General features: G+C 63.0%; 12 protein-coding genes and 1 tRNA gene. 4 read left to right on the forward strand and 9 right to left on the reverse strand.

Annotated features, from left to right (window positions below; genetic code table 11):
* Positions 1 to 20 precede the first annotated feature (20 nt).
* Positions 21 to 1,259, reverse strand: a complete 1,239-nt coding sequence (locus AC1DUN_RS15555; protein ID WP_477714740.1) for a type II secretion system F family protein — start codon at positions 1,257 to 1,259, stop codon at positions 21 to 23.
* Positions 1,260 to 1,290: 31 nt separating this feature from the next.
* A complete protein-coding gene (gene gspG, locus AC1DUN_RS15560) occupies positions 1,291 to 1,734 on the reverse strand; it encodes a type II secretion system major pseudopilin GspG (protein WP_477714741.1) in 444 nt (147 codons plus the stop codon).
* 412 nt (positions 1,735 to 2,146) lie between these two features.
* On the opposite strand from gspG, the gene AC1DUN_RS15565 reads away from it, so the two are divergent.
* The 4 genes from AC1DUN_RS15565 (at position 2,147) to AC1DUN_RS15580 (ending at position 13,069) form a co-directional block, all read left to right on the forward strand.
* Positions 2,147 to 6,283 carry a LamG-like jellyroll fold domain-containing protein gene (locus tag AC1DUN_RS15565; protein ID WP_477714742.1) on the forward strand — a complete coding sequence of 1,379 codons (4,137 nt, stop codon included), beginning with the start codon at positions 2,147 to 2,149 and terminating at the stop codon, positions 6,281 to 6,283.
* Positions 6,284 to 6,339: 56 nt separating this feature from the next.
* On the forward strand, positions 6,340 to 9,504 hold the full coding sequence (locus tag AC1DUN_RS15570) for a LamG-like jellyroll fold domain-containing protein (RefSeq protein ID WP_477714743.1): 3,165 nt from the start codon (positions 6,340 to 6,342) through the stop codon (positions 9,502 to 9,504).
* 38 nt (positions 9,505 to 9,542) lie between these two features.
* Positions 9,543 to 12,266: an Ig-like domain repeat protein gene (locus AC1DUN_RS15575; RefSeq protein ID WP_477714744.1), complete on the forward strand. Its 2,724-nt coding sequence runs from the start codon at positions 9,543 to 9,545 to the stop codon at positions 12,264 to 12,266.
* A 542-nt stretch (positions 12,267 to 12,808) separates the two neighbouring features.
* Complete coding sequence (locus AC1DUN_RS15580; protein ID WP_477714745.1) at positions 12,809 to 13,069, forward strand: hypothetical protein; 261 nt, start codon at positions 12,809 to 12,811, stop codon at positions 13,067 to 13,069.
* A 38-nt stretch (positions 13,070 to 13,107) separates the two neighbouring features.
* Here AC1DUN_RS15580 and AC1DUN_RS15585 read toward each other — a convergent pair.
* The 7 genes from AC1DUN_RS15585 to AC1DUN_RS15615 all read right to left on the reverse strand — a co-directional run bounded on the left by AC1DUN_RS15585 (position 13,108) and on the right by AC1DUN_RS15615 (position 25,756).
* Positions 13,108 to 13,192 (reverse strand) — tRNA-Leu (locus tag AC1DUN_RS15585).
* Positions 13,176 to 14,324 (reverse strand): alpha-hydroxy acid oxidase, encoded by a 1,149-nt coding sequence (locus AC1DUN_RS15590; RefSeq protein ID WP_477714746.1) that lies wholly within the window; start codon positions 14,322 to 14,324, stop codon positions 13,176 to 13,178. Before AC1DUN_RS15590 ends, AC1DUN_RS15585 begins: the two co-directional genes overlap by 17 nt.
* A 114-nt stretch (positions 14,325 to 14,438) precedes the next feature.
* Complete coding sequence (locus AC1DUN_RS15595) at positions 14,439 to 15,674, reverse strand: TPM domain-containing protein (RefSeq protein ID WP_477714747.1); 1,236 nt, start codon at positions 15,672 to 15,674, stop codon at positions 14,439 to 14,441.
* A gap of 147 nt (positions 15,675 to 15,821) precedes the next feature.
* The gene (gene pbpC, locus AC1DUN_RS15600) at positions 15,822 to 18,083 is read right to left on the reverse strand and encodes a penicillin-binding protein 1C (RefSeq protein WP_477714748.1); all 2,262 of its coding nucleotides are present in this window, start codon (positions 18,081 to 18,083) and stop codon (positions 15,822 to 15,824) included.
* A gap of 82 nt (positions 18,084 to 18,165) precedes the next feature.
* Positions 18,166 to 18,597, reverse strand: coding sequence for a GxxExxY protein (locus AC1DUN_RS15605; RefSeq protein ID WP_477714749.1), 432 nt, complete (start codon positions 18,595 to 18,597; stop codon positions 18,166 to 18,168).
* Positions 18,594 to 19,799, reverse strand: coding sequence for a serine hydrolase domain-containing protein (locus AC1DUN_RS15610; protein ID WP_477714750.1), 1,206 nt, complete (start codon positions 19,797 to 19,799; stop codon positions 18,594 to 18,596). Before AC1DUN_RS15610 ends, AC1DUN_RS15605 begins: the two co-directional genes overlap by 4 nt.
* A complete protein-coding gene (locus AC1DUN_RS15615) occupies positions 19,796 to 25,756 on the reverse strand; it encodes an alpha-2-macroglobulin family protein (protein WP_477714926.1) in 5,961 nt (1,986 codons plus the stop codon). The genes AC1DUN_RS15610 and AC1DUN_RS15615 overlap by 4 nt, the downstream gene beginning before the upstream one ends.
* Positions 25,757 to 25,844: the final 88 nt, after the last annotated feature.

Below are 25,844 nucleotides of genomic sequence, written 5' to 3' on the forward strand. Positions count from 1 at the left end.
TTCAGGTATCAGGACAAGGATCAGGACAAGGTGGAAGCCAGGTCGAAGATGGGCAAATACATCAGTACCACGATGGCGCCAATGACGGTGCCTATCACGATCATCAGCGCGGGCTCGATGACGCGCGTGGCCACGTCGATGGAGCGCTGCAGCCGGCGTTCGTAAAACTGCGCGATGCGCTCCAGCATCTCCGACATGGAGCCGGTGCGTTCCGCCACCTTGAGCATGCTGGTGGCCACGGCATCGGACAGGCCCGCGCCCGACAGGGCCGCGCTCATGCTCAGGCCTTCGCGCATCAGCACGATGGCGCGCTCCAGCCGTTCGCGGTCCGCGTCGCCCAGCAGCTTGGCGCCGTGCGCCATCGCGCGGTGGATCACAATGCCGCGCGAAACCAGGATCGACATGGTGCGGTAAAGCTGCAGGTGCTGGAACTCGCGAATCACGCCGGCGATATAAGGAATGCGCTGCAGCCAGCGCGAACGCACGCCGTGCGCGCGAAAGTGCGCGACCACCCAGGCCCCCAGCGCGAACACGCCGCCGAAGAACAGTGCCAGCACCCAGGGCCGGTCGGCCACCAGCCGGCCCCAGGCCATGAGGCCCGAGGACAGCATGGGCAGCTGCGTGCGCGTGCCGTCCAAGAGGCCCGCGAAGCGCGGTATCACCACACCCATCAGGAACATCACCACCAGCCCGCCCACCACCAGCAGCACCAGGGGGTAGACCGAAGCGCCTATGAGCTTGTCCTTGAGCGCCTGCATTTCACGCTGGTGGGCGGCGTAACGCGCCAGGCCCTTGCCGAGGTCGCCGGTGCGCTCGCTGGCCTCCACCGTGGCGACCAGCAGTTCCGGGAAAGCGCCCGTCAGCTGCATGGCCGCGGAAAGGTTGCGGCCTTCCGACACCGCGCGCGTCACCTGCTCCATGAGCTCGCGCCGCGCGCCGGCCGTTTCCTTGATGCTCAGGGTCTGCAGCGCTTCGGTGACGCTGAGGCCCGCGTCTATCAGCGCCGCGAAGTCCTGCGAGAAAGAAGCGGTGTCCAGTCCCGCGCGTGAGGGCGCCGCGGACTTGCCGCGCACCAGTTTGCCAAGGCCGCCGAGGCCGGCGCTTGCCTCCTGGGCGGCCTCGCAGCTCAGCACCGTGAAGCCGCCGCGCGCGGTCTGCGCCAGCGCTTCGGCCGCCGTGGCCGCGCGCACCTGGCGCGACGCGATGCGCCCCGCGCTGTCGCGGGTGACGACCTCGTAGGTGGCGTGAGCCGCGGCCATATGAAAGCTTCCGGCGCTTGGGGTAGCGCCGTCAGTTGGCCGAACGCAGCGAGACGTCCTGCGCCTCGCCGGTGCCGCCGGGCTTGCCGTCGGAACCGTAAGAGATGATGTCGATGCCGCCTGAACCCGGCAGCAGCACATAGGCGTAGTCATTGCCCCAGGGATCGGCCGGCAGGGCTTTCTTGAGGTAGGGCCCCTGCCATTTGCTGACGCCCGAAGGCTGGGTGTTCAGCGCATTGAGGCCCTGCTCGGCTGTCGGGTAGCTCCCGACATCGAGGCGGTACTGGTCCAGCGCCTTGTCGAGCGATTCGATCTGCGCCTTGGCGATCTTGGACTTGGATTTGCTGACAGAGTCAAAGTAGCGCGGCGCGACCAGCCCGGCCAGCAGGCCGATGATGACCACCACCACCAGCAGCTCCAGCAGCGTGAAGCCGCGCGCGCGTTGCTGGCCCGCAGGCACGGAACGGGTTTGCATCGGGGGCATGAAGAGATTCAAAAAGTTTCCCCTCCCAGGGAAATGCTTGGATGCATATTGCCAACGCGATAAATATTTATTTTTGCTTGAACGGCGGTGCCGCTCGCTGTCTGCGTTCTTCTTAATTTCGCGCAGCTTGATACTGAAAAGGTACTCAATTCAAATTGAAATTGAACTGAAGCCCCGCATACCAACGCCAAGGCCGGTCGGATTCTGCCAGAAGAGTGTGGCATTGATAAGGGCGAAATATTCACAGCGGAAGATTTCGTTGTCTCATATGCACACTCACGATTTGCCTCATCCAGATGAAGGGTGACAGGCGCAATGCCCCTCACTAGACTTCGGGCTCGTTTGTGCGGCTGACGCGCGCGATAAGCGATAAGCGCGACAAGAAAAATCAACGAGGGATTCCATGGGATTGTTTCAAGGGCTTGCGCCGGGTGGGGTGCGGGTGGAGCGACTGCGTTCGGGCGCGGCGGCAGGTTCACAACACGTCGGCTTCCTCTACATGAGCTTTGCGCGCTGGCTTTGCGGCCTGGTCTTGCTGGCTTGCATGGCGCCGGCTCTGGCCGCGACGACGGCGGCCAGTCCGCGCCTGGACTATTGCTGGACCAACGGTGGGGCACAGACAAATTCCACCACCGAGATTTATGGAGACCGGCATCTGGTCGGCAATTGCTTCGCGACCGTCAATGATTTTTATGACGCGATGGTGTCAACGGTCCAGCTTAATTACAACGCGGCCTGGCCCTCTGGAAAGCCAGGCGTGTGCGATTTCGGCTCCTGTTATGGCGCCACCTATGTAACGACCTCTGTTTTTTCCAAGCAAGCCTTTGGTACGCAAGCCGGCCAAGGCCAGCTCAACAATTGCCTTGAGCCTTCGAGTCCGGCTGCGGCCAACAACAATGCTTATTGCGGCTTGAAGAGAACCGACACCACCACCTGGAGTTGCAACACCGGTTCTTGCCAGGGCTGGGATGGTGTTGTGCAGGTTTCTGACGGCGGGGATGCCGATATGCACGCCTACGTCAGATTTTCCTGCCAGGATGCGCGCCTGGTGAAGACGGGTGCCAACAGCACCGAGGGGGTCTGCGCCAACGTTGTCGACATCTATTCAGGGCTGCAGGACTGCCCGGTTTGCCAGGGCCGGCTCTTCGGGGGCAACCCGATCTACCCCATGACGGGCGCCAAAATAGAGGTCGTTCCCACCGAGTTGAGCATAGGCGGCCAGCCGCTGTACCTCACCTATGACACCCTGCGCCAGATGGTGGCCAAGGCCGATGGACTTGCCTCCGCGGCTCAGTTCAAGGACCTGCCTTCGTTTGGCCCCTTGTGGAGCAGCAGCTTTCACAAGCGCCTGAACGTCAAGGCCGGAAACGTCGGCATTGAAGCCTATCGCGGCACCGGCCGCGTCACCAGCTTTGGTTTGAGCGCACCCGGCGGCAGCTATGTGGCCAATGCCGGCATCAATGACACCCTGACCGTGGTTTCCGGCAGCTACCGCTTCTTTGATTCGGCCTCGGGCGTGCTCGAAACCTATAACGGCGCGGGCCAAATCACTTCGTCCGCCGACAAGAACGGAAATACCCTCACATACAGCTACAGCACCGCGACGGGCGCCACCGCGCCGGCGGCCGGCTACCTGACGCAGGTGACCGACAACATGGGCCGCGCTATCAGCTTCACATACACGCTGCCAGTGGGCGGAAGCGCCACTTCGGATGGCCTGATTGCCACCATCACCGCGCCCGACGGCCGCACCATCACGGCTGCCTACGATGGCGCGAAGAACCTGAGCAGCTTGACCTGGCAGGACGGCAAGGTCCGTACTTTCCAGTATGAGAACACCGGCCTGCCCTGGGCCCTGACCGGCAAGACCGACGAGAACAATGTGCGCCTGGCCACCTGGGCTTATGACACGGCGGGTCGGGCGATTTCGAGCGACGGGGCCCTGGGCATCGACCATTACAGTGCGACTTACACCACGCCGCCGCGGGCGATCGTCACTGAAACCCTGGTGGCCGGCACTTACTACCGCACCCACACCTGGCAGGCGCCGACGGGGCTGCAGGTCACGGATGCCACCGGGACGACATCAACAACCAATGTCGTGATGCCCAATGGCTACCCCGTGCTGGCCGGCATCAGCCAGCCCGCGGGATCCGGTTCCCCGGCGACCAGCAATGCCTCGACTTACGACGCGCGTGGCAACCTGCTGTCGCATGACAACTTCCAGGGCGTGCGCGCTTGCTACGCCTATGACGGCAAGAACCAGGAGGTCACGCGTGTAGAGGGCCTGGCCACTACGGTGGACTGCGCCACCGTGCTGCCGACCACGGCCGCCTTGCCGGCCGGCGCGCGTAAATACACCACCACCTGGGATGACAACTGGCGGGTACCCAAGCAGACGACCCAGCCAGGGTCGGTCACCACCCTGGTCTACCAGGGCCAGCCTGATCCCAAGAACGGCGGCGCGACAGCCAGTTGCTCGCCCGCTGCCGCGCTGGCCAATGGCGCGCCCCTGAACCTGTTGTGTAAATCGGTGGTCGAGATGGCCAACGGCCCCTACTTTGACAACCCGTCGGCTTCCAGCGGCGACGCCTTGATCGACAAGGTGGTGCTGTTGCTGCATGGTGAAGACGGCAATGGTTCACCGGTGATCGCGGACAGCAGTATTTACCGGAAAAACCTAACCAGCCGGGGGAGTGCAGCCTCCGCCACGACGGCCCAGAGCAAATTCGGCACAGGGGCCATCAACCTGGACAGCACGACCAGCGGTGGTGCATACGGCTACGGCCCCGACAACACACTCAAGATCACCGGTGATTTCACCATCGAGATGTTTGTGAAACTCAATGCGCCCATCAACTCGGACCGCATCATATTTGGTTGGGGTGGTGACCCGAGTTCAAACCAGCGCAACGGCCGCGTCGGCGTTGACTCGACAGGAAAACTCTATGCGTACTGGACGGGTTACAGCAGCGACCGAACAATCACGGGTCCCGTCATCACGCCCGGCGTGTGGCATCACATCGCATTGAGCCGCAGCAACGGCAACTGGATCATGCACCTGGACGGCGTGCAGGCCGGTGCCACCACCTACTACAACGACTCGGAAGCATTTGCTCTCGGGCGCTTCGAGTTGGGGCGCCAGCAATTCAATGGGGGAGGCAGTCTGAATGGCTACCTGGACGAAGTGCGGATCACCAACGGCGCGGTTCGCTACTGGGGAGCATTCACGCCACCAGCCCAGCAGTTTGGCGATCCTCTGGACTTCAATCCCGCGCAGCCCAAGATGGCGGACGCCCATTACGCGAAAAACATACTGCTGTTGCACGGCGACGGCGTCCATGGCTCCAAGGCGATTGTCGACAGTAGCCCGCTGGCAAGAAGCGGCACGCTCAACGGGAATGCGGAAATCAGCACCACGGAGAGCAAGTTTGGGGGCTCGTCCTTCTATGTTCCTGGCGCGACCAATTACAGCAATTTCGGTAGGGTGAACGGCGACTTCGCGCTTTCCGGCGACTTCACGGTGGAGTTCTGGATGAAGCCCGCGAGCACCACGGCCGCGGTGATTGCGGTTCGACTGGGCGGCAGCGGCGCACCGTATCAAGAATTCGTTTTTGTGAACAACCGTTTTGTACTGCAAAGCAGCACTGGTCAACCATCCTGTGTATTCGGTGAAAGCCTGACCGGTTTGGCCAATACCTGGATTCATGTGGCCTTTGTGAGAATTGCCGGCACCGTGTACAGCTATGTCAATGGTCAGAGCGGCGTGAATTGTGGTTGGGCCACCGCTGTCGGCAGCGTCGACGGGTTCGTGGTTTTTGGCTTTAACAACACCTCCAACGCCGTCTACTACGACGATATCCGGATCACCAAGGGGCAGGGGCGCTATACCGGCAACTTCATACCCTTAGCCTATCCCGCGCCCAACGTCGCAAGCGTGCCGGTGGATACCTCCATCGTCACCACCCAGTACACCTACGACGCCGCCGGCCGCGTGCTGACCGCCAAGGACACGCTGAACCGCACCACGACTTATGCCTATTACACGGCGGCCGCCTTTAGCGGCACCGCGCCCAATGAAACCGGCCATGCCGCCGGCGACCTGCAGACCGTGACCAACGCCGCGGGCCATGTCACGCAGTTCACGCTGTACGACAGGGCAGGGCGTGTGCGCCAGATGGTGGACCCCAAAGGTGTGGTGACCGACATGGTTTACACCCCACGCGGCTGGACCAGCAGCGTAACGGTCACGCCTCCGGGCGGCACGGCCAGAACGACCAGCTACACCTACGACAACGCAGGCCAGCTGACCGGTGCAACGCTGCCCGACGGCACAAGCCTGGGCTATAGCTACGACGCCGCGCACCGCCTGACCGGCGTCACCGACGCCAAAGGCAACACCGTCACCTACACCCTCGACAGCGCCGGCAACAAGACCGGCGAGCAGGTCAAAGACCCCTCGGGCAACCTGCAAAGAAACATCACGCGTGTCTACGACGCCCTGAACCGCGTGCAACAAGTTACGGGTGCGAGCCATTGAGAACAGTGCAGACGCACCGTACCCAAGCTCATCCCAGTCGTTTTTAAAGGCTTCTTATGTTGAAAAACCTGATGCGTCGTGTTCTCGCGGTTTTCGTCCTGGCGTTTGCGGTTTCTCCCGCAGTCCAGGCTGCTTTCCCGATGATCCCGGCCCATCAAGGCGTCTATGCGGGGAATGGGCCATGCTCCACGGATCTGGCGACATCTTGCCAAGCGCTTGGATCGTTTGAGGGAGTCCCGTTTATGTTGCTTAAAGACTCTGTCAACTATGACGTGTTGGTCCCTCAGCCCTATTACACGACTCCGGAGCAGGTAATTTGCGGTGTTTCGCACAAAGGGGTTTACGCATACGACTCTGGTTACTGCACCATAGCGACCAGTTGCCCGGCCCATTCGACGCAGTCGGGAACCAGCTGCGTCTGCAACGCCAATTATGCAGAAAATGCCGCCCATGACGGGTGCACTCCAGGAGGTGTAGGCGGCACGGTCGTGGATATCCTTCGGTCCACCAAGGTTTCAAGTTGCCCATGGTGCGAAGGCAATCCCATCTATCCACTGGTTGGTGCCAAGGTGGAGCCCGTTGCCACCGGCATGAGCGTGGGAGGGCAGCCGCTGGTCTTCACCTACGACAGTGCCAAGCAGGCCGCAGCGCTGGCCGCGGGCAAGACTGCCAGAACCTTTGGCAACATGCCCGCGCTCGGCGGTTTGTGGGAAAGCAGCCTGCACCGAAACCTGGTGCTGGGAACCGGCGGCATGGGAGTAACCTTGTACCGCGGCAACGGCCACACGGTCAGCTTTCGTTACTCGGGTAGCGCCTATATCGCCGATGCGGATGTGAATGGAGCTTTCACGGCCGTCTCCGGCGGCTATCGTTATGTCGATGCGAAGTCGCGCAGTATCGAAACCTACAACGCGGCAGGTCAGCTCCTCAGCTGGGCGGACACCAGCGGCAACACGCTCGCCTTCAGCTACAGCACAGCCGCAAGCGTCACAGCACCTGCGGCCGGCTACCTGCAAAAAATCACGGACAACAACGGACGCAGCCTGAGCTTTACCTATAGCCTGCTGGCCGGCGGGGCCGCAACCGATGGGCTGATCGCCAGCGTGAGCGATTCCATAGGGCGCATCATTACCACCGGCTTTGACGCTAACGGCAACCTGAAGCAGTTGACCTGGCCGGACGCCAAGACCCGCCAGTTCGTTTATGAGAACACCTCCTTGCCCTGGGCCCTGACGGGTGTGGTTGACGAGCTGGGCGTACGCTACTCGACCTTTGCCTATGACACTGCCGGCCGTGCGCTGTCGACCGAGCATGCCGGCGGCGTGGACAAATTTTCGGTGAGTTACACGACGCCACCGCAGGTCACCGTGACGCAGACTTACGACACCGGAACACAGCTCACCACCCGTACGCATGAATGGCAAGCCCCGGCCGGCGTGCAACTCACCCGGCCTAACGGGGGGACTGCCAATGCCAGTAACAGCAATGTGCTGGGTTATCCGTTGCCGACGGGTTTTTCACAGCCTGCGGGCTCTGGCTATGGGGCCTCTAGCAATGCCTCTACCTTTGACGCCAGCGGCAACCTGACATCCGCCGACGACTTCAGCGGCCAGCGCAACTGCTATGCCTATGACAGCAGTAACCGCGAGACCGTGCGAGTCGAAGGCCTGTCCACCACGGTGGCCTGCACCAGTGTCCTGCCTAGCGGCTCCATCTTGCCCGCTGGAAGCCGCAAGACTGAAACCAGCTGGCATCCTGATTGGCGACTGCCCGTCAAAGTAAGCCAGCCTTTGCTGCTCACCAGCACGGTTTACCACGGCCAGCCCGATCCGTTTAAGGGTAGCATCCCCGCCAACTGCAGCAGCGTGCCGGCTTTGCCCAACGGCAAGTCCATGCCTTTGGTGTGCAAGCAGGTCGTACAGGCGACCCTGGGCAACGGCACGCCCGATCCAGCCGTTCCCGGCCGGGCCACGGTATTTAGCTATGACGCAAGCGGCCGTCTCCTTAGCCGCACCGATGCGAGCAGCTATTACTCCGACACCGGTGCCGGCGTCAATGGGGACTCGAACTTTGACAACGTCAGCTTGCTGCTGCATGGCGACGGCGCCAATGGGTCGACCACCATTGTCGACAGCAGCCCGAATCCCAAAACCGTGACGGTGGTGGGCGGCGCGAGCATAGGGACCGCGCAGAGCAAATTCGGCGGCTCTTCGCTGTACTTTGACGGGGTGGATGCATCTAATACCTCGCTCACGGTGGCTGACAGTCCCGACTTCCATTTGCCCGGCGCTTATACGATTGAATTTTGGATCCGGCCGTCAAGTCTCAAGGCGATTGGTACGTGGTTGCTGATGCAAACCGATCACATCGGATACGCGCCAATCAGGATTGATATGACTGCATCGACCGGTCTCATCAACATCCTTGGTTCGTCAGATAACGTGTCCTGGCTGTTTACAACCGGGCTCTCGAGCACAACGGCATTGCAGGTTGGCACCTGGAGCCACGTTGCACTTTCCGACGACGGGACAACGGCCCGGCTGTTTATCAACGGAGTGCTGCAAGCCTCGCGGGCCACGTGGCCCAAGATGGATTCACCCAACCCGCTTCGCATTGGTGGGGGCTACACCGGAGGTGATCGTGAGTTCAATGGCTATCTGGACGATATTCGCATCACCAAGGGCGTGGCCCGTTACACGGCCAATTTCACCCCGCCCACGCAAGCGCATGCGAATACTGGCCTTGTCATTGACCCAGGCGCCACAGGCCATACGGCGGGTGACCTCCAGTCGATCACCAACCCGTCCGGCCACGTAACGCAATTCCCTCTGTACGACGGAATGGGACGTGTAAGCCGGATGGTCGACCCCAAGGGCATCGTGACGGACATGAGTTACACGGCCAGGGGCTGGACCAGCAGCGTGACGGTCACGCCACCCGGCGGTACCGCGCGGACCACGACCTACACCTACGACAACGCGGGCCAGATGACGGGCGCGACCCTGCCCGACGGCACAACCCTGGGCTACAGCTACGACGCCGCGCACCGCCTGACCGGCGTGACCGACGCCAAAGGCAACACCGTCACCTACACGCTCGACAACGCCGGCAACAAGACAGGCGAGCAGGTCAAAGACCCCTCCGGCAACCTGCAAAGAAATATCACGCGCGTCTATGACGCCCTGAACCGCGTGCAACAAGTCACGGGAGCGAGCAATTGAACACTACAACCACAACCCTCACCGAAGCAGGAGCCCGCATGAGCAGTCCTAGCCCTTTCAAAGCCTTTACCGCATGGCTAAGCCGCGTGGTGCTGCTGCTCCTTGTTGCTCCGGCCATGGCTTTGGCCGGCCCAACGACCACGGCACTTTCAAGCAGCACCGGCACCGCCCCGGTCGGGCAAAACATCACGCTGACTGCGACGGTCACGGGCGCCAGCCCCACAGGCACTGTTACTTTCAAGGACGGCGGCACCACGGTCGGCAGCAGCGCCTTGAGTGGTGGCGTGGCAAGCTTTGCCACCAATTCGCTCGCCCTCGGGAGTCACACCCTGAGCGCTGAATACGCCGGCGACACCAACAACGACCCCTCGACCTCCGGCGCTGTCGTGGTTGCCATCAACACCGGCACCCTGACCTGGCAGTACGGCTACGACGCCATGGGCAGGCCCACCACGGTGCTGGACCCCAACGGCCTGGCGACCTACACCTACTACGACAGCCTGGGCCGTCCCATCCAGACCCAGCAGCCGGCGAACATCGGCAGCGCGACGCCAACGACCACGGGCTTTGCCTACAACGCCGCCGACGGCCTGACCCAGGTCACCGACCCGCGCAACCTGGCCACGACCTACAGCCCGAACGGCCTTGGTGACGTCACGGCCCAGACCAGCCCGGACACGGGTGCCAGCCAGTACACCTATGACGCCAAAGGCAACGTCCTGACCAAGACCGACGCCAGGGGCAAGCTGACCCAGTACAGCTACGACAACCTGGACCGCCTCAAAACCATCAGCTATGCCACGGGCACTGGGAGCGTCTTTGAATACGACGGTGGAACGACCCCAACACCGGCGACCGTAGGCGAACTGACCAAAATCACCGACGCCAGTGGCCAGGTGACTTACAGCTATGACAGCATGGGCCGCAAGACCGGTAAAACCCAGACCACGGGGGCTAAAACCTTCACCGTGGGCTACACCTGGGGGGATAGCGGAAGTGCGCTGGACAAGCTGACCGCAATCACTTACCCCAGCGGAACGCGTGTTAACTACAGCTATGACGCACAAGGTGTGGTTTCGGGCATCACGGTCAACCCGCCGAATGCCAATGGTGTGAGTACCAATACCGGTAGCACGCTGCCAATGTTGAATGCCATCACCACCAATGCGGAGGGCAAGATGACCGGCTGGACCTGGGCCAGCACCAAGACACAGGCCATCAGCTACGACGCCAACGGCCAGATCAGCGCGTACAACCTGGGTGACCCGACAACCACCGGCATTCGCCGTACCATTCTTCGTGACACCGCAGGGCGCATCACGGGTTACACCCATGTCAGCAATGGAAGCCCGGTTCCCGCAGTGGACCAAAGCTTTGGTTATGACAACCTGAACCGACTGATCAGCGCGACCTTGGGCAGCACGGCCATCCAATACAGCTATGACGCCACGGGCAATCGCACGGCCAAAGTCATCAGCGGCACCAGCTACCCCAACACCATCTCGGCCACCAGCAACAAGCTGACCCAGATTCAAGATGTGGGCGGTACGGCTACGGTGGTGCATGACGCCGCCGGCAATATCACGAGTGACGGTACCAATACCTATACCTATAGCGACCGGGGGCGACTGGCAACCATGACCAATGCGGGTGGTACGGTCACCTATAGCTACAACGCGCTGGAACTGCGGGTTGGCAAGACTGGGCCAACGGCGCTGGTGCCGACAGGTGCGACCTACTACGTCTATGACGAAGAAGGCAAGCTGCTGGGCGAGTACGATGCTAACGGCATTCCGCTCTACGAAACCATTTACTTAGGTCGTCCAGTGGGCGTGGTCAAGCAGACGGGGGCTGCTGCTGCCGGAAACATCGCGATTAGCCTCTACAACGTCTCGACCGATCAGCTTGGTGTGCCACGCATCATCACGCGCCAGAGCGATGAAGCGATTGCCTGGCGCTGGGACTCGGCCGAGGCATTTGGGGCCACGGCACCAGATCAAAACCCGAGTAGCCTGGGGACTTTCAGCTTTAACCAGCGACTCCCCGGACAGATGTTTGATGCCGAGAGCGGACTACTCCAGAACTGGCATCGGGAGTACAACTCCAGACTGGGTAGATACATGCAAAGCGACCCTATCGGCTTGGCCGGTGGAGTCAACACATTTGGCTACGTACAGGGCAATCCGTTAAGCCAGATTGATCCAACTGGGCTGTGCATTGGCCCTGTAGCGGCTGTGTGTGTCTGGCTTGCGGTAGAAGCACCTTGGGTGATCACAACAGCATCATTCGCCACCGGTGCTGGATATGGTTATGTCAATGGCGCAGTTCCTACAATTGCGGCAGTGCCCAATGCAGTCTCAAAATTGACGCCCGTGGCGCAGGCTGCGCAAACGTTAATGAAATCACCGGCGGCGGAACAATGCACACCAAGCATTGCTTTGGGGCTTTCTAAAATAGGCGAAGATGCGAATGCGCTTGGAAAATTTTCTAAGAGCGTTGGGGCTCTAAATTATCACCAATGGGAGGGCGCTGGTCTTGGGAAGTGGAATGGCCCTTTTGAACCATTTTTCAATCAAGCTGCTTCAAATGCAAAAACGATTCACTTTAATTTAGAGGGGATTAATGTAGCAGCGGCAGTTAAGGCGCCTATAGATTTTGGTATGCGCAATAATGTTACTAATTCTGAACTGGCGACAGTCCTCAACAATCAAAGTCTTTTTGAGAAAACATATTTCTATTTACGCGGCTTTCTACTTAAATGATGACCCACCAACGTATTGAGTTGCATGAAGCAATTGAGAGTTCTCGGAGTGGAGCGGCCACTATATGGGAGTATTCTGCTTCTCTAAGCGAGCTAATTATCCGTGTTACTTGGAAAAATAATGCGGAGAATATCCATCTCATTTGCAATGGTTGTACACGCATCGAATCCTCAGCTGCGTGGGGTCCTGTTGACTTTGAGGTTCAGAGATTCGAAAGTGATCGATTAATATTGATCGATCACAAAGCCAAGTTCTTTTTAGAGTGCGGATCGATACGAGCATTTCAAAATGTGCCGCCTCTATTCAATGGAGTTGTTGAAGGATAGTTGTCGAAGTCCACTGAGGTTTGACCCAGGGGTGTGGATTTCCGTGCTTGGTTGATCCGTTTTTCCATCAATGAGGAGCCACTGGTCGTGCCCTTCACACAAGACTGAAGAGCCACATTTCAGGGTTGTGATAGGGTCAAGCGACTGCGAAAAAGACGGATCCATCGACGCGAAACTCAACGCAGTATGGGGCAAGCTTCAGCACAATTCGATGCCGTGACCTTCTTTCACAACTATCCCATCTTGGCTAGTCTTGCGGTGCTGCTGGCCTCGCTTGTGATAGGGGCGATTGAACTTGAAATGATCAACGTGAAGCCGGCGGCGTGGTTCACTTGGTTCATCGGCGGGCTGGCGCTGATAGCCCCGCTTGGGGCGTCGTCCTATCCCACTCTGGTCAAGTGCTTATTAATCGTGGTCTTTCTAGGCGCGTATGGCTACGGCATCAGGTTCGTTCTAAAGAATCAGTCGCCAGGCTGAACTCCGGCGAGAACTGTGCTCATGGCTGAAGAGCCATGATGCCCGACGCCGGAATCGAACCGGCACGCCTTGCAGCGGGGGATTTTGAGTCCCCCGCACCCAGCCCTCAATAAGTCCCAGGCACAAAAATCCCGCTATCCACCGCCTTGATATCCGTTCGCCCGCAAAACGCCATGGTCAGGTCCAGCTCCTTGTGGATGATCTCCAGCGCCTTGGTCACGCCTTGTTCGCCCATGGCGCCCAGGCCGTAGAGGAAGGCGCGGCCTATATAAGTGCCTTTGGCGCCCAGGGCAATGGCCTTGAGCACGTCCTGGCCGGAGCGTATGCCGCCGTCCATATGCACTTCGATCTGGCTGCCGACGGCCGCGATGATCTCGGGCAGGCAGGAGATGGAGGACATCGCGCCGTCCAGCTGGCGGCCGCCGTGGTTGGAGACGATGAGCGCGTCGGCGCCTGAGTTGACGGCCAGTTTTGCGTCCTCAACGTCCTGTATGCCTTTGAGGATCAGCTTGCCGCCCCAGCGTTTTTTGATCCACTCCACGTCGCCCCAGTTCAGGGCCGGGTCGAACTGCTTGGCCGTCCATTCCGAGAGCGAGCCCATGTTCTCCACGCCTTTGACATGGCCGACGATGTTGCCGAAGCCGTGGCGCTTTGTGCCCAGCATGCCCAGGCCCCAGCGCGGTTTGGTCATGAGGTTGAGGATGGTGGAGAGTGTGGGTTTGGGCGGGGCGCTCAGGCCGTTTTTCAGGTCTTTGTGGCGCTGGCCGAGGATTTGCAAATCCAGCGTGAGCACCAGTGCCGAGCAATTCGCCGCCTTGGCGCGGTCTATCAGGCTTTCGATAAAGGCGCGGTCCTTCATCACATAGAGCTGGAACCAGAAGGGGTGGCGATCCGTGCCGGCGGCCACGTCTTCGATGGAGCAGATGCTCATGGTCGAGAGCGTGAAGGGGATGCCGAATTTTTTGGCGGCGCGGGCGCCCAGGATTTCACCGTCGGCGTGCTGCATGCCCGTGAGGCCCGTGGGCGCGATGGCGACCGGCATGGCGACCGGCTGGCCTATCATGGTGGTGGCCGTGCTGCGGTTTTCCATGTTGACGGCGACGCGCTGGCGCAGCTTGATCTTCTGGAAGTCGCTTTCATTGGCGCGGTAGGTGCTTTCGGTCCACGAGCCGGAATCGGCGTAGTCGTAGAACATGCGGGGCACGCGTTTTTTGGCCAGGACGCGCAGGTCTTCAATATTGGTGATCACGGGCACGGTGATAGTCTCCTTGGTCGCCCAATGCTAAGGGTTTGGGCAGTCCGGCGATTGAATAAATTTTGCCGGGCTTCAAATTATTTCAACAAGGGTACGCCGGCCACGGCCGTCCCTCTACCAGCTGCCGGAAGCCCCGCCGCCGCTGCTGGAGCCGCCCGACGAGCTCCGGCTGCTGGAACTGGAGCTGGAGCTCGAACTGCTGCCCGATGAACTGCCGCCCCCGCTGCTGGTGCTGACGCTGCCCGGGAAGAAGCCAAACAGCATGGCCAGGCCGGCCGCGATCCCAGTGGGCAACCAGGATTCCAAGTCTATAAAAAGCAGGTCGGGTGGATTCTGGAAAGCCACATAGCCCACGATGGCGGCCACTAGCGCGCAGCGCACGCCGAACTCCAGCAGGCTGCGCTTGAAGGCCATGTAAGCACCCGCACCGATGATGCCCAGCAGCAGGCAGGCAACAGCGCCCCCTGCGACGTAGAGCAGACCCAGGCCGAAGCTGTTGGCGCCCACCGCATAGGCCATGCCGGCCATCAGGCAGATCACCAATGCGATACCGCCGACCACCCTGCGCAGGGTGCGCGAGCGGCCACAGCCGAAACCCAGCGCAAACGCCAGCGGTACCGGGAAAGTCAGCAAGACGACCGCCAGGCCGGGCGCCTTCAGGGCGGCGGCCGCCACCAGCGGCAGGGCGGCGGCCACGCCCATCGTCACCGGCCACTTCCATTTCCACTTGCGGTGCGCGCGAGCCGCACCTACGGCGAAACCCCATAGCAAGGAGGCCAAAAAAGCCCAGCCAAAGGGCGTGACGCCGCGGCCCGTGTCTTCCACGGGCTGCGCGTCGCCGCGGACCGCGGCGCCTATGTGGTCGATGGCCGCTTGCAGCCCGCCCGCGTAGTCCCTGGCCTGAAAACGTGGCTTCATCTGCTCGTCGATGATGCGGCCCGCCAGCACGTCGGGCACGCTGCCTTCCAGGCCCTGGCCGACCTCGATGCGCATGCGCCTGTCCTCTGTGGCGACCAGGATCAGGATGCCGTCATCGCGCTTCGTGTCACCCAATTTCCAGGCCTCGAACACGCGCATGGCGTATTCCTCAATGGCATCTTCCCCCGTGGTCGGCAACATGAACACGACCACCGCCGCGCGCGTGTCTGCCTCGAGCGCCAGGATCTGTTCGTTCAAGCTCGCGATCTGCGTGCTGTTCAGAGTGCCGGTGGTGTCGACCACGCGCGCGCTGTAGCGCGGCACGGGCACCTTTATGGCGTCGGTCGGCACGGCTATCTGCGCAGCGTCGGTCGGGGTTGCAATTTGCGCGGCGTCGGCCGCTTCGGCTGTTTGTGCGGTGTCTGTCGGCACGGCCATTTGCCGGGCGCCGGCGCTCAGCATGCACAGCGCCGCACAGAGTACAAGCAGGGTTTGGAAGAGGCGCCTCGTTACCGGGGGAGGCAGGGATGCCGGGGATGGCAGGGCGGTTTGGCGTTGGGGCATGCGGATGGCTGAGGGTCAACGTTTGGCGGCCGCGCCGCCACGTGCGCTGGCCTCGCGCACCCCGGCGCCGCGCACTTCGAATTTGATCTCGTCGGCGACCTTGCCGCCGGCATCGAGCAGCTGCACCACATGCCGGCCCGGCCAGGGCAGCCACTGGGCTTGCGGGCCGCGCGCGAACTCCTTGCCGTCCATCAGCCAGCGTGTGCCGCGGCCTTCGGCGCTGAAGCTGATGCGCTGGTGTTTGGGCGGGATGTCCGGATCCAGCGCGATGATGGTGCCCGAGGCCGGGGCGGTGATGCGGGGCGGGGCGTCGGGCTCGGCCGCCGTTTTTTTGCCTGGCCTGGAGGCCTTGGCCGGGCCGAAATCGCCGGTGCTGGAATTCGCGGCAAACATTGCCTGTTCCGTGCCCTGGATAAACCATTCGCTGCGCGCCGCCTCCAGCGGCGTGCCGCCCTGATTGCCGAACTGCGTGCGGCTTTGCACCAGGCCGGCGGGCGGTGTGGGCGCGCGGCTGCGTTCTGTCCTGTGCAGGTAGTTCATCAGCGCCGCCCAGATGGGCGCCGCGCCGCTGGTGCCGCTCACGTCCCACATGGGGGCGCCGCTGGCATTGCCCACCCACACGCCCACGGTGTAGCGCTGCGAAAAGCCCATGGCCCAGTTGTCGCGCATGTCCTTGCTGGTGCCGGTTTTGACGGCCGTCCAGAAGCGCGTGGCCAGCACGCTGTCGGTGCCGAAGGTGCGCGCGCGCGCCAGCGGGTCGGCCATGATGTCGGTGGCGATAAAGGCGGCGCGCGCGTCCAGCGCCGGCTTGAAGACGGGCTTGGGATTTTTCGCGAGCGAGGGCGCGCTGTAGCGCCCGCCGTTGGCCAAGGTGCGGTAGGCATTGGTAAGCGACAGCAGCGAAACCTCGCTGCTGCCCAGCGCCAGGCTGTAGCCGTAGTAGTCGCCCGATTCCTTGAGCGGCAGGCCGACGGCCTTGAGCTGTTTGTGGAAGGCGTCGGGCGAGACCATGACCAGCGTGCGCACGGCCGGCACATTGAGCGAAGCGCCCAGCGCGGTGCGCGCCGACACCAGGCCCTTGAATTGCCGGTCGTAGTTTTGCGGGATGTAAAGGCCGCCCGAGGTCTGTATCTGCGAGGACGAGTCTTCGAGCAGCGAAGCCGCGGTGATGCGGCGTTCGGCCATCGCCTGCGCGTACAAAAAGGGCTTGAGCGTGGAGCCGGGCTGGCGTAGCGCCAACACGCCGTCGACTTCGGCCGCGTCGCTCAGTTCACCCGAGGAGCCCACCCAGGCCAGCACCTCGCCCGTGGCATTGTCCAGCACCACGATGGCGCCGTCTTCGACGTGGCGGCCGCGCAGCTCGCGCAGCTGCTGGGTGAGAGTTTGCACGGCGAAGCGTTGGAGTGGGGCGCGAACGGTGGAGGCCAATGCCCGGGGCGCGTTAGCCCGGCCCTGGGTGTTGCCGGCCTGGGCGGCTACCAGCCTGCGCGCCAGATGCGGCGCCACGCCCTCACTCGCGTCAAAAGCCTTGCGCTGCAGCGCGGCGCTGGCAAACAAATCCAGGCCCGTGCAATCCACCTTGGCGGGTGCTTGCATGACCTTGAGCACACCGCAGGCACGCTGCGAGACCTGCGCCGCCTTGGCATTGGGTGCGCGCACCAGCGCGGCCGCGATCGCCGCCTCGCGTTCGTCCAGGCCGTGCGCGGCCTTGCCGAACAGCGTGCGGCTCAGCGCGTCTATGCCCACCATCTCGCCGCGAAACGGCACCAGGTTGAGGTAAGCCTCCAGGATCTGGTCCTTGCGCCAGCGCGCTTCCAGCACCTGGGCCGAAACGGTTTGGCCGACTTTCTGCGTGAGGCTGCGCCCGCCCGCGCCGGCGCGCCAGTCTTCATCGAGCAGCCCGGCCAGCTGCATGCTGATGGTGGAGGCGCCGCGGGTCTTGGTGTTCCACAGATTGCCCCAGGCCGCGGCCGAGACGGCGCGCCAGTCCACGCCGCTGTGTTCGTAAAAACGCTTGTCCTCGCTGAGGACCAGCGCTGTGCGCAGGGCCGGCGATACATCGGGCAAGGCAACCCACTGGCCGCGCCGCACAGCCTTGTCGGTGCGCAGGCGCTGCAGCAGCTCGCCGTTGCGGTCCAGCACCAGGGTCTCTGAGGGTTTGAAGTCGCGTTTGACTTCGTCGAAGGTGGCGACGGCATGGGCGGGGCAGGCGCAACTCATCAGGAACGAAAAGACAAGCAAACCTGCCTTGAAACTATTCTTCACCTGTATTTCCATACGCTTTACCTGCAACTTCGCATTCGGATTTCTTAATCTGTGTAAATCTGCGTAATCTGCGGATAAAAAAATCATCCACAGATTACGCAGATTTACGCAGATTGAAGATAAGACGTTTGTATTCGAGGCTTGGCGCGCCGAAATTAATCAAGAGTGCCTTTTGAAGTTTGGCGGCTTTTAGATAGTTGATGACTTGTGCCTCTTCAGTCCCCGATAGCCTATTGAGAGCTTTCAACTCTACGATAACTTCGCCAAAACAAATGAAATCTGAACGATAGACAGTGGACAGCGTAACGTTGCGGTAATGAATGGGTAGGGCAGCTTCCCGTTCAAATGCAATCCCCCGTTGTTGAAACTCCCAGGCAAGTGCTTCCTGATAGACGGGCTCCAGAAAGCCATGACCAAGTTCAGTATGAACAGCCATGGCGGCACCAATGACCGCGAAAGTTTGTGTATCACGCTTGTCTGTATCTGCGTTCATCTGCGGATTCATCTCCCGGAAAGGGGCTGTCATACCGCCAACCCCAGCTTGGTCGCCGCGCCAAAAAGCTGCAGCAGCTGCGCCTGCCAAGGCCCTTCGGCCTCCACGGCGGTCTGCACCAGCACGGTCTGGGTCACGCGGTCCACCAGCACGCGCTGGCCGTGGTGGCCGTTCATCATCATCCAGCTGCCGTCGGCCTTGGGGTGCCAGAAGAAATTCTTGTAGCCGAAGTAGCGCATGGCCGTGCCGTGCCGGCCCTGGGTATCGGCGGCCGACCAGGAGGAACATTCGTCTATCCATTTTTTGCTGACGACCTGGCGGCCTTCGATGGCGCCGTTCTGCGCGATCAGCTGGCCCAGCCGGGCCCAGTCGCGCAGCCGCGCGCCAAAACCTATGCAGTTGAACTCCTTGCCTTTGCTGTCGCACAGCCAGCTGGCGCCGCCCTCGGCGCCCAGGGGCTGCCACAGGGCTTGCTCACAAAAGGAGGCCAGGGGCTGGCCGGTGACCTGGCGAATCACCATGCCTATGGTCAGCGGGCACAGCTCGTTGTAGTTGTAGCGGGTGCCGGGCGGCTCCTGCACGGTATTCCAGCCGCGCACCACGGCTTCCAGGTCGGTGTTGGCGCCGGAGAAGGCGCGCGGGTAGATGGTGGGGTTGTCGCGGTCGTGCAGTATGGCCGCGCCGCTGGACATATTCGCCAGGTGGCGCAGGGCAATGCCGCCGTGCAGCGTGCCCTTGAGGTCCTCGACATACATCTGCGGCGTGTCGTCCATGGAGCGGACCAGGCCGCGGTCCAGGCAGATGCCCAGCAGCAGGGAGGTCACGCTCTTGGCCATGGACCAGCTGGTCAAACGCATCTCGGGCTTGCGATCGAACTGGTAGGACTCCAGCAGCACCTGGCCTTTGCGCGCCACCAGCAGGCCGCTCACCGGCCAGGCCTTGAGGTAGTCCGCCGCCGATTCCGCGACCGGCGCAAAGGCCTTGAGGTTGTCAGCCGAGGCCACGACTAAGGAAGAAGCCTGCGCCGGCGCGGCGATGGGCCGCGCGCGGAACATGGCCTCATAGCCGCCCGAATAATTGCCGATGCGGTAGTCCTTGTCGGTCCAGCTGCGGTTGGGCCCCCAGCCCGTGGGATAGCCCAGGCTGCGCTGCCAGTCGGCGGCGGCCGCGGCCGCCACGCGCGGCAGGGCAATGCCTGCTGCGAGCGAAGCGGCTACGGCGCGGCGCTGGATCATTTCGCGGCTTCCACCTTGACCCGCGCATTCGGGAATTCACCGAACATCTCGGGCGCGTACATGGCTTCCACGCGGCTGGGCGGCAGCGCGAAGTCGCCGACGTTGTTCAGGCGCACGGTGTATTCCATCTTGACCACGCCCTTGGGCAGGTATTCGTAATAGCTGCGGAAGGCCTCGAAGCTGCGCTCTTCAAACGCGGGCCAGCCGGTGCCGGTCTTTTTCTCGCCGCTGGTGGCGATTTCAGAATCGCGGCCCAGGCCGCCGCCCAGGATGGTCGCGCCGCCGGGCACCGGGTCGCTGATCACCACCCAGGTCATGTCGGCGCTCGCGTTGACTTCCAGCGAGATGCGCACCACGTCGCCGCGGGTGTAGACACCCTTGACGGCCTGCTCCACCGGCGTGATGGTCTTCTTGATCTGGTAACCGGCATTAAACGGTTCCTTGAGCTGGATGGCCGCGATGGACTGCAGGGTGAGCCAGGGCTTGCCCGGGCCCTGGTGGGTCACCGTCAGCGTGTCTTTCGCGGCGCTGCCCCAGGGCAGGAACATGCTGTTGTTGCGCAGGTTGCCGGGCGAGGCGGGTGCGCCGAAGAAGGTGGTCTGGTTGGGCGCGCCGGCCGCGTCCGTGGTCTTGACGCGGTCGACCTTGGCCCACTCCACGCTGGCCGCACTCGCGGCGGCCGCGGCCAGTGTGGCCTTGGTCACGCCGGCCACCGGCGTGGCTTCAAACTTCGCCGAGAACTTGTCGAGTGCCAGGCCGCCCCAGAGGTTGGCCGTGGTGGTGTGCCATGCGCCTTTTTGCTGGCGCGCGATAAAGCCGTTGGCCAGGCGCCCCATGTCGTCCTTCCAGGCCGGGTCGTCCATCACGGCCAGCATCAGGCGCGCGGTGTTGACGTCGCCGTTGGTCATCAGCCACCACCAGTAGTCGTCCTTCTCGGTGCTGAAGACCAGCTTGGTGCCCTGGAAGGACAGGCGCGAGCGCAGCACCTGGTTGGCCTCGGCGATGCGCTGCTCGCGCTGCGGCGCGTCGGCCACACGCTTGAGGATGTTGAGCCAGTCGATCACCGCATGCGTGGGCCACTGGTTGGGCGCGATGGTGATGCTGCCCAGCATGCGGCCCTGGGCCTTGCCGTAGCGCGACAGCGCCTCCAGCGCGGCCAGCTTGCGCACGTCCAGGTCCTTGCGCGGGCTCCAGAAATCGCGCTGGATCCGGCCTTCCACGAATGCGATCAGGCCGCGCTCCATGGGCGCGCGGGCCTCGTCGGGCAGGGCAAAAGCCGGGTTGATGCCCGAAGCTTCGTGCGTGGCGGCCAGCAAATAGGCCGTCAGCGCATCACTGCCGCGGTTGGCTTCGCCGTCGCGCGGCGGGAAGTAGTTGGCCAGGCCGTCGCTGTCGAGGTAGGTGGGCAGTTGCGCCAGCACGGTCTGCCAGAGCTTGCCGTCGCGCAGGCCCACGGCCTTGCTGGTTTTCTGCTCCAGGCAGATAAAGGGGTACATCGCGAAGTAATCGCGCACGCCGTCCATGCCTTCGGCCAATTTGGGTTGCAGCGACATCTTCAGGCCGCCGCGGCCCGGCAGGGCGTCGGCCGGCGGGTTCACGTCCAGCGTGAAGCTTCCGTCGACCTGCACCAGCGTGGCCTGCTGCACCGTCAGCGGCACAGCGGGGATGATGCGCTGGCGCGCCTTGAGGCCATCGCGCGCGCCGCTGATGGTGTCTTTCGCCTCAATCTCCCACAGGATGGCTTCGGCGCGCGTGAGCGCGAGTTGCGCGGGTGCGGTGACCATCCAGGCCACCTCGCGCGCCTCGCCGGCGGGGATGTCCACGGTCTGCGGTTTCAGGTCGAGCAGGGTGGCGCGCGGGCTCACTTCGACCTTCATCGCGGCCTTGGTGGTGTTGCGCAAGGTCAGCTGCGCGCGGAACTGGTCGTCCTCGCGCACCAGCGGCGGCAGGCCGCTGATGATCTGCAGGTCCTGCGTGGCACGTATGGAGGTCTGGCCGGTGCCGAAGAGGCCGGTGCCGGCATCGGCCACCGCGACGATCTTGAAGGTCGTCAGCGCGTCATTGAGCGGCACCGTCACCACGGCCTGGCCCTTGGCGTCCAGCACCACACTCGGGTTCCACAGCAGCAGGGTTTCCAGCAGCTCGCGCGTGTTGCTGCGCCCGCCGCCGCCGCCGGCCGCCACGGCTTTGCGCCCGTAGTGCCTGCGGCCTATGATTTCCATCTGCGCGGTCGAGGTCTCCACGCCCCAGGAGCGGCGCTGCAGCATCGCGCCCAGCAAATCCCAGCTGTCGTTGGGCATCAGTTCCAGCAGCGCCTGGTCCACCGCGGCCAGCGCCACTTCGGCATTGGCGGCCGGCTGGCCGTTGGGCAGCTTGGCCGTGATGGTGACTTTCGCCTGGCCGCGCACCGCGTAGCTTTCCTTGTCGGCCTTCACGCTCACCTCAAGCTGGTGGGCCTTGGTGCCCACGCGGATTTCCGCCACGCCCAGGCGGAAGGCTGGCTTGCTCAAATCAACCAGCGCGGTGGGCGCCACGTATTCGCGGCCTTCGTACCAGAAGGAGGTCCACCATTCGCGCGGCGCCTTGTAGCCCCAGGTGAAGAAGCTGTACCAGGGCACCTCGCGCAGCCGGCCGCGCAGGGCCAGCACGCTGACGTACACATTCGGGCCCCAGCCGTCCTTGATCTGCAGGTTGACGGTCGGGTCCTGGCCGTTGAGCTGCACCACCTGGGTTTCGATCACGCCTTCGCGTTCAATCGCGACCAGGGCCGTGGCGAAGCGGAAAGGCATGCGCACCTGGAACTTGGCGGTCTCGCCGGGCTGGTAGCTTTTCTTTTCGGGCAGCACGTCCATGCGGTCGTGGTCTTCGCCGCCGAACCAGAGCTCGCCCTGGCGCGTGACATAGACATTGCTGGCGGCCTGGATGCTGTTGCCGTCCTTGTCCTTGGCCGTCACGATGAGTTCCACCTCGCCCGGCTCGCCGAGCTTGGTGTCGCACAGCAGCAGGCCGCGCGAGTCGCTCTTGCCGCTGCAGACGCTGCCGAGGTCCTTGGTCTCGGTCTTGTTGTCATAGGTGTAAAAGCCGCCCACCATGCGCTTGCGGCTGGTGGTGGTGATGCGCGCCACGGCTTTCACTTCCAGCGACACATCGGCCGCGGGTTTGCCCGTGAGGTCCAGCGCCAGCGCCTGGAAGCGTATCTTCTGGCTGCTCGAGACCCAGCCCTCGGTCTTGATGCCGGCCACCACGGCAGCCGGCCAGACGGTGGAGACGCTGCGTATCGTCTGCACCTCGCCGTTGGGGTCGGCATAGCTGGCTTCCATCAGCAGCTCCTGCGGCTGCCTGTGCGCGGGAATGTCGTTGATCGTGAGCTTGCCCGCGCCGTTGCGGTCCAGCGTGAGCGGCAGCTTGTCGGCGATCACGCGCTGGTCCTGTGAGGCCGTGCGTTCTTCGTTGTCCTGGTTGCCGCCGCTGTCGCGGTTGTTGCGCGGCGGCATGAAGTTGAATTCCTCATAGTCGCTGTAGCTCAGGGATTTGGCGCGCACCAGCGCCGACACACGCACCGGCAGGTTGACGGCGCCGCCGCCCGAGACGTAGTTGATCTGCACGTCGGTGGGCACGGACTTCACATTGATGAGCGCCTTCTTCTCGGAAGGGTTGATGCGGCCTTCGAGCACCGGCAGGCGGAACTCTTCCACGCGGAACTGCCCGCTGGTGAAGCTGCGGGCACGGTTGCCGCGGCCCTTGCCGCTGTCGTTCGGGGCCTTGAGCTGCACTTCGTAAATACCCAGCTTGGCGGCCGGCGGGATCGCAAAAGTGTTCTCGGCGCTCAGGCCGCCGGTGGCCGTCTTGCGCCAGCTGATGGGCTGGGTGTATTGCTGGCCGCTGCCCACATGGGTGACGACCAGGGTGGCCGGCGTGCCCTCGGGCAGGCCGAAGCCCTTGCTGGTTTCGGTGCGCAGCACATGTTTCATGGACACGGTCTCGCCGGCGCGCAGCAAGGTGCGGTCAAAAATCGTGTGGGCCCGCTCGTCGGGCATAGGGTCGCGGCTGGTCGGCACATTAAAGCGCCAGGGCTCTATGCCCTTGTGCCAGTCGCTCCAGGTAAAGGCCAGGTCTTCGACGCCGGCCACCGTGCTGCGCGCGCTGACGAAGTAGGCGTCGCGGGAGTCACTGCCCGCGCAGTGTGGCGGCTCCGACGAGAGGTCGGCGAAGTTCGCGATGCCCTGCGCATTGGTCGCGGCCTTGGCGACTTCGGTGCCATTGCAGCCCGAGACCCGCACCGTGGCACCCGCCACCGGCGTGCCCTTGTCGAGTGTGGTGACCCAGGCCAGCGAATTTTCGCGGCCCAGCTTGAAATGCACGCCCAGGTTGGTCACCAGGGCCGAGGTGCGCACATACATGGTCCGGCTCGCGCCGTGGCGCTCGTCCAGCAGCGAGGTGCCGAGTTTTTGCGAGGCGATCTCGACCACGTGAAAACCGGGCGCCAGCGGGATGCCGACGACCTCAAAGGGGCGCGGGTCGCCGCCCACGGGCTTGGGCAGGTCCAGCGTCTTCACACCGGCCTGGCCGCCCAGCAAGGACAGCATGCGCGACTGCACATAGTCCTTGCCCTGCGAGTCCAGTGCCTTGGGCAGCGGGCCCTTGATGTCGGCGGCGGCCGCCTTGCGCGGAATCTCGTACTCGTCATAGCGCTGCACCTTGCGGAACCAGGCAATGATGTCGGCGTCGGTGCGCGGCTGCAGGTCGCTGACTTTGCCGGCGCCCGGGGCCAGGCCCTTGACCTGCAGGGCCGCTTCCACATTGCGCAGCGTGACCGGCAGCAGGGCCGGGTCGCCGGGTTTGGTATTGGGTTCGGCAAAACGCTCAACGATGCCGAAGGGCGAGGCGGCGAATTTCGCCAGCGGCGGCATCGCGCCCGTGGCCACCTTCAGCGGAAAGCTGTCGGCATTGCGCAGCGTGCGGCCCGAGGCGTCCTTGAAGTTGCTGGGCAGTTCAAGCGAGAACTGGGCCTGCTCAGGAAACAGCGGCTTGAAGGTGATGTTGGTGACCACGTTGTCACCGTCGCTGTTACCCTCTTCAAAAGAAGGCTTGAGCGTGTCCTTGTCGCCTTTGAGGCGTATCCCCTCGGCCAGCTTGCGCGGCACGGGCGCGTTGAAGGACAGGCTCATGGGCCGCATCGGCAGGCAGGCCGACTGCGCGTTCTCGCGCTCGCAGCTGAAGGACGCCGAGAAGGGCTCGCGCACCTGGAAGTTGTAGCGTTTTTCGACCGAGTTGGGCACACCGCTGGGTGTGCTCACGCCCTTGCCGTAAACCAGCTGCAGCTTGCTGGCCGAGCTCAGGCGCCGGTTGCAGGCCAGGGTGACGTAGCGCAGCGGCTCGCCGGCCGCGGCCTTGTCCAGACCCTGGGACTTGAGCAGCTCCTCGCGCTCCTTGCCGTCGATCAGCTTGACGGGCACGCGCTCGCCCAGGCCTTCAACGGCGCACCAGACGTTCTCGCGAACGCTTTGCAGCGTGGCCGGGCCGTTGAGCTGCAGCAGGAAGTACTGCTCTTCGTCGATGCGCTGGTAGGTGCCGGGGCGCAGGTTCTGGATGAACGGGCCGCCGGTGTTGAACTTGTAGGAAGAGGGGCCGGCCACAGGCAGGCCCTTGGGCGACTTGAAGGTGCCGACCAGGTTGACTGTGCAGCTCACGCCGGGCGGCAGGTCGTTCTCGAATTCAAACGCCCATTCGCGCTCGTTGACCCAGCGGCCCGAGCCCTTGGTGGCCTGGGCGTCGCTGCAGCTCAGCGACAGCGGGGCGGGCGCTTTCGGGTCGCCAAAATTGACGGCGCCTTCATCGAACTTGGCGACGATCTGCCGCACGCGCGCGACCTCGCCCTGGGGCGAGAGGCTGGTGACTTGCAGGGCATGGGCATGCAGCGAAGCCGCCGCGATCAGTGCCAGGGCGGCTTTTTTCATTATTTGGCTCACGTTTCCTTCTCCTTCGGGAAGCCAGAGCGTAGCTGATTTATATGTAACAAAATATGTACGATGAAGGGGGGAAATG

This window comes from Polaromonas sp. P4_F6 (genome assembly GCF_056401275.1).